The 5,533-nt window shown below is 68.3% G+C and carries 5 protein-coding genes; all 5 read left to right on the top strand.

All coding sequences use genetic code 11. The annotated features are described in order from the left end of the window. Positions 1–1,471: phage terminase large subunit (gene terL / locus BQ7388_RS10325; RefSeq protein ID WP_072500596.1), on the top strand; the 1,471-nt coding region annotated here is incomplete at its 5' end. Positions 1,472–1,594: 123 nt separating this feature from the next. Then, positions 1,595–3,148: a phage portal protein gene (locus BQ7388_RS10320; RefSeq protein ID WP_072500595.1), complete on the top strand. Its 1,554-nt coding sequence runs from the start codon at positions 1,595–1,597 to the stop codon at positions 3,146–3,148. Then, positions 3,145–3,729, top strand: a complete 585-nt coding sequence (locus BQ7388_RS10315) for a hypothetical protein (RefSeq protein ID WP_072500594.1) — start codon at positions 3,145–3,147, stop codon at positions 3,727–3,729. Before BQ7388_RS10320 ends, BQ7388_RS10315 begins: the two co-directional genes overlap by 4 nt. A gap of 21 nt (positions 3,730–3,750) precedes the next feature. Then, entirely contained in the window at positions 3,751–4,740 is a 990-nt protein-coding gene (locus BQ7388_RS12480) for a major capsid protein (RefSeq protein ID WP_072500593.1), read from the top strand. Positions 4,741–5,089: 349 nt separating this feature from the next. Continuing rightward, on the top strand, positions 5,090–5,470 hold the full coding sequence (terL, locus tag BQ7388_RS10300; RefSeq protein WP_234946952.1) for a phage terminase large subunit: 381 nt from the start codon (positions 5,090–5,092) through the stop codon (positions 5,468–5,470). The last annotated feature ends 63 nt before the right edge of the window (positions 5,471–5,533 follow it).

The raw sequence follows: 5,533 nt of genomic DNA, 5'->3' as shown, positions 1-5,533 counted from the left end.
GTCCGGCCTCGAGTTCCTCGGCGGCGTGCTCAGGGAGCTGCTCACGCTCGACGCCGCGCTCTCGCTGGACTCGTTCATGCAGGCCATGGAGTTCGACCGCTCCCCGGAGTCGCGCCTGTGGCTCCCGAGGCGCTCGAAGCTGTGGCGGCTCTGCCAGGAGCTTCAGCGGTTCGAGTGCGACCCGGCGTCCGAGTTCCTCTCGGTCTCGATGCCGCCGCGCACCGCGAAGTCGAGCACCTGCTGCATGGCGATGGCGTGGCACATGGGGCGCGACCCCATGCACTCGAACCTGGCCGTGGCCCACTCCGACAAGCTCACCGAGCACTTCTACAAGCAGGTGCTCGAGTTCGTGTCGGACCCGACCTACCGCTTCGAGGAGATATTCCCGCACTCCAGGCTCGTGGACCAGTCCGCCGAGAACGAGTCCCTGTCGCTGCGCAAGAGGCGCGCCTACCCGTCGCTCACCTGCCGCTCCGTCCTCGGCACCCTCACGGGTGCCGTCGAGGTCGGTGAGGGCGGCTGGCTGTACGCCGACGACCTCGTCAAGGACCTCGAGGAGGCCATGAGTCCCACGCGCCTCGACAAGAAGTGGGAGGCCTACGTCAACCAGTGCTACGACCGCCGCAAGAAGGGCGCGAAGCAGCTCATGGTCGGCACGCGCTGGGACGTCAACGACCCCATCGGGCGCATGGCGCGCCTGCACGAGGGCGAGCCTGGCTACCGGACGCTCACCATCCCGGCGCTCGACCCCGACACGGGCGAATCCAACTTCGACTACCTCTTCGGCGTCGGGTTCGACCGCAGCTACTACCTCGACATGCGGCGCACGACCGACCCGGCCACCTACGCCGCCAAGTACGACGGCTCGCCCATCGTCCGCGAGGGGCAGCTCTTCCCGCCCGACCAGCTCGAGCGCTACCTCACGCTCCCCGACGGCGAGCCTGAGCGCGTCGTGGCCGTCGTGGACACCAAGGGCGTCGGCTCCGACTACTGCGCCATGCCGGTCGCCCGCAAGTGGGCCGGAAACCCGAAGTGGTACGTCACCGACGCCCTGTGCGACAACTCGGCCCCCGCCGTCGTGAACGCCCGCGTGGCGGCCGAGCTTGCGCGCTGCGGGGTCCAGGTCGCGCGCTTCGAGTCGAACTCCGCTGGCGGGACCGTCGCCGACTCCATAGCCAAGCGCCTCGTCGAGATGGGTGCCCTCTGCTCCGTGCAGAAGAAGTACACGATGAGCAACAAGGAGACGCGCATCCTCGCCGCCTCACCGTGGGTCATCCAGAACTGCGTCTTCCGGGACGTGTCGCTGTACCAGCCAGGCTCCGACTACGCCCGCTTCATGACGCAGCTCGAGGGCTTCGTCCTCGACGGCAAGAACCCCCACGACGATGCGCCGGACGCCATGTCGATGCTCGCCGACCTCCTCACCAAGCAGGTGCGCCCCAAGGCGAGGGCGGTGCGCAGGCCATTCTAGTCGGCAAAGGCGCACGGGGCGCGGCCCTCCCGGCACCACCATCCGCGGTGGGGGTGCAGTCCCCGTGGCCCGCCTGCGCCCCCTCCAAGCGCGGGCGGGCCTAGAAGGACGAAGGGAGACGCGGTGGCGGAAGGCACGGGAACGGTCACGACAAGGCGGCTGCGCACGGGGCGCGCGCCCATCCTCTCGTCGCCCGTCGCGGTCACGCGCGACAACGTCGCGGAACTCATCGACCGCGCGCTCGCGGTCCACTCGACGAACGCGGCGGACGCGAACTACCTCCACCGCTACTTCCTGGGCGAGCAGCCGGTGCTCAGACGCCTCAAGAAGGTGCGGCCCGACATAAACAACGCCATCGTCGAGAACCGCGCCTACCAGATTTGCAAGGACAGGACCGACTCGCTTGCTGGCGAGCCGATAACCTACAGCGCCCACAACGCCTCGAAGGACGGCGGCGAGTCCGTGTCCGCCAGCGTGCAGCTCCTCAACGACGCCTGCGTGGCGGCGGACAAGCACGCCTGCGACCTCGAGCTTGTCCAGTGGATGAACGAGGTCGGCGTCGGCTACAGGCTCGTGATGCCCGCGCCGACCATCGCCGAGGACCCGTCCAGGCCCTTCGTCGTGGCGTCGCTCGACCCGCGCAGCACCTTCGTCGTGCGCTCGAACTCGGTGTTCCGCGAGCCTCTCTGGGCCTGCACCTACGTCACCGACCCGGAGACGCACGAGGTCACGTACACCGCCTACGCCCCCGACAGGGTGTTCGTCGTGAGCCATGGCGTCGTGCTCTCGGAGGGCCACAACCCGCTTGGGGCCGTGCCCATCGTCGAGTACCAGGCGAACCCCGAGCGCATGGGCGTGTTCGAGGCCGTCATCTCGCTCTTCGACGCCATCAACGAGGTCGAGTCGAACCGCGTGGACGGCGTGGCCCAGTTCGTGCAGGCGCTCATGGTCCTCAAGAACGTGGACCTGGGGGACACCGCCAGCGAGGCGCGCGAGACCTTCAAGGAGCTTGTCGAGCTTGGGGCCATCCAGATAACGTCCACCAGCGAGCTTCCGGCGGACGTCGAGATGCTCACGGCGCAGCTCGACCAGGAGCAGACGCAGACGCTCGTGGACTCCTTCTACAAGACGGCCCTCTCCATCTGCGGCATGCCGTTCAACGTGGGCGGCAGCGCCTCCACGTCCGACACGGGGGCAGCCGTCACCATGCGCGACGGGTGGTCCAACGCCGAGAACCGCTGCAAGGAGACCGAGACGCTGTTCAAGCGCTCGGAGAGGGACTTCCTGCGCATCGCGCTGCCCATCGTGCGCGCGGCGACCGACGTCTGGCTGGAGCCGTCGGACGTCGAGGTCAAGTTCACGCGCCGCAACTACGAGGCCATCCAGAGCAAGACCCAGGTGCTCACCACGCTGCTCGGCAGCGGGAAGGTCGCCCCGCGCCTGGCGTTCCAGTACTGCGGCATGTTCAGCGACCCGGAGGACGCCTACGACCAGTCCATGGCCTACGTGGACGAGCAGGAGTCCAAGGCGCGCGAGGCGCTCCAGGCCACTCCCGGCGGCGACGCCGGTGGCGATAGCGAGGACCCCGGGGACGGGGACGAAGGCGGCGTATCCGCCAGGGGCATGGGGACGCGAACCCCGTCAACAAGCGTAGCCCAGGAAGGGGAAGGGCAATGAAGCGAGACAGGCTGAGGGAGCTTCTCGGCGAGGCAGCGACGGACGAGCTGGTGGACGCCATCATGGCGGCCAACGGCAAGGACATAGAGTCCGCGAAGTCCGCGTCGGCGTCGCTCAGGGACGAAGTGTCCACGCTCCGCGAGGAGAACGAGCAGCTCAAGGCCCAGAGCACCTCGACGATGACCGAGGCCGAGAGGATGCAGAGGGCAATCGAGGAGGCCAACGCCCGCGCGGCCAAGGCCACCCGGGAGCTTTCCGAGGCGTCGGCGGCAGCCGTGTTCGCCGCCGCGGGCATCTCCGAGGACGAGTACAGGGCGTTCCTCCCGAGCGTCGTGTCCGATGACCGCAAGGCCTCGGTCGCGGCGGCAAAGGCCATCGCCGACATGGTGAGCGCGAAGGTCACCGCCGCCGCCGACGCGGCCACGAAGGACGCGCTCGGCAAGATGACGCCGCCCGCTGGCGGGGAGCCGTCCGGTGACGGGACGCCCAGGACGCGCGCCGAGTTCCTCGGACTCCCGTACCAGCAGCAGGTCTCGCTCAAGGCCCAGGACCCAGAAATCATGTCCAAGCTCACAGACTAAGGCGCGAAGGAAGGAACGAAAATGGCCGACTACCTTGGCTACCCGTTCGACCCAGAACTCTTCATGTACAACTGGAAGAACCAGCCCGACCCCACCAAGACGGCGCTGCTGGACAGCGGCGCGATGATTGAGGACGCCTCAATCGCGAACACCATATCCAACGGCTCCGACCTCTACACGGTCCCGTTCTACAAGCCCCTGGGCGGCACCCCCGCAAACTACGACGGCGCGACCGACGTGCCCGTCGTGGCCTCCGAGGGCATGGGCGCGTCCGGCATCGTCTACGGCGTCATGCAGGGCTGGTCCGAAGCCCAGTTCGTCCGCGACTTCAACTCCGGTGCCGACCCCATGGGTTCGCAGGTCATCCCCGGCGTCGCGCGCTTCTACCAGAAGTACACCCAGAAGGTCATCCTCGGCATCCTCGGGGCCGTCTGCGGCGTCACCGAGATGAAGTCCCACGTCATCGCGACCTCCGCCGCAATCGACGCCACCACCCTCGGCGACGCGACCGTGGACGCCATGGGCGACCAGGCCGGGACCATCTCCCTGGCCTTCATGCACTCCAAGATTGCCAACTCCCTGGCGAAGAAGGAGCTGCTCGAGTACGCGAAGTACACCGACGCCAACGGAATCCAGCGCCAGGTCCGCAACCTCGCCTACGCCAACGGCATGACCGTCATCGTCGATGACTCCGCGCCCATGGTCGCGGGCGGCTCCGCAGCCGACAACACCTACACGACCTACCTGCTCGGCGGCGGCGTCCTGCGCCACGCCATGGCTGGCGTCGAGGTGCCCGTCGAGGTCAAGCGCGACCCCATCCACAACGGCGGCGAGAACGTGCTCATCACGCGCCGTCGCGAGACCATCCACCCCAACGGCTTCTCCTTCTCCAAGCCCTCCAGCGGCTACAAGCAGTCGCCCACCCTGGCGCAGCTCTCCAACAAGGCCAACTGGAAGCTCGTGTTCGACCCCAAGTCCGTGCCCCTCGTGGCCGTCACCACCAAGGCCTAGCCATGCCCGAGGCAGAGGACAAGGTCTCCAAGGTAGCCATGGCCCTCTGCGGCGTCGAGGAGGGCAGCAAGGACGCTGCCCTCCTCGCGGGCGCGTACGTCCCCGTCGCGAGGGCCGCGATTCTGGCCCTGCGCAACCCGTTCTCGGTGGACCCGTCCGGCGAGGCATGGGAGCCGCGCTACGACATGCTCCTCTGCGAGTGGGTGGCCGAGCTGTGGGCGCGTCGCGGCGGCGAGGGGGAGGTCAGCCACTCGGAGAACGGCATCAGCCGGACGTGGGCGGCGTCCAACGTCTCCCCGTCGCTCGTGAGGCGCGTGGTGCCGCGCGGNCCGCCGTCGTGAACGCCCGCGTGGCGGCCGAGCTTGCGCGCTGCGGGGTCCAGGTCGCGCGCTTCGAGTCGAACTCCGCTGGCGGGACCGTCGCCGACTCCATAGCCAAGCGCCTCGTCGAGATGGGTGCCCTCTGCTCCGTGCAGAAGAAGTACACGATGAGCAACAAGGAGACGCGCATCCTCGCCGCCTCACCGTGGGTCATCCAGAACTGCGTCTTCCGGGACGTGTCGCTGTACCAGCCAGGCTCCGACTACGCCCGCTTCATGACGCAGCTCGAGGGCTTCGTCCTCGACGGCAAGAACCCCCACGACGATGCGCCGGACGCCATGTCGATGCTCGCCGACCTCCTCACCAAGCAGGTGCGCCCCAAGGCGAGGGCGGTGCGCAGGCCATTCTAGTCGGCAAAGGCGCACGGGGCGCGGCCCTCCCGGCACCACCATCCGCGGTGGGGGTGCAGTCCC

Source organism: Olsenella phocaeensis (assembly GCF_900120385.1).
GTDB lineage: Bacteria > Actinomycetota > Coriobacteriia > Coriobacteriales > Atopobiaceae > Olsenella_I > Olsenella_I phocaeensis.
This window is presented reverse-complemented; position numbering and strand designations above follow the sequence as displayed.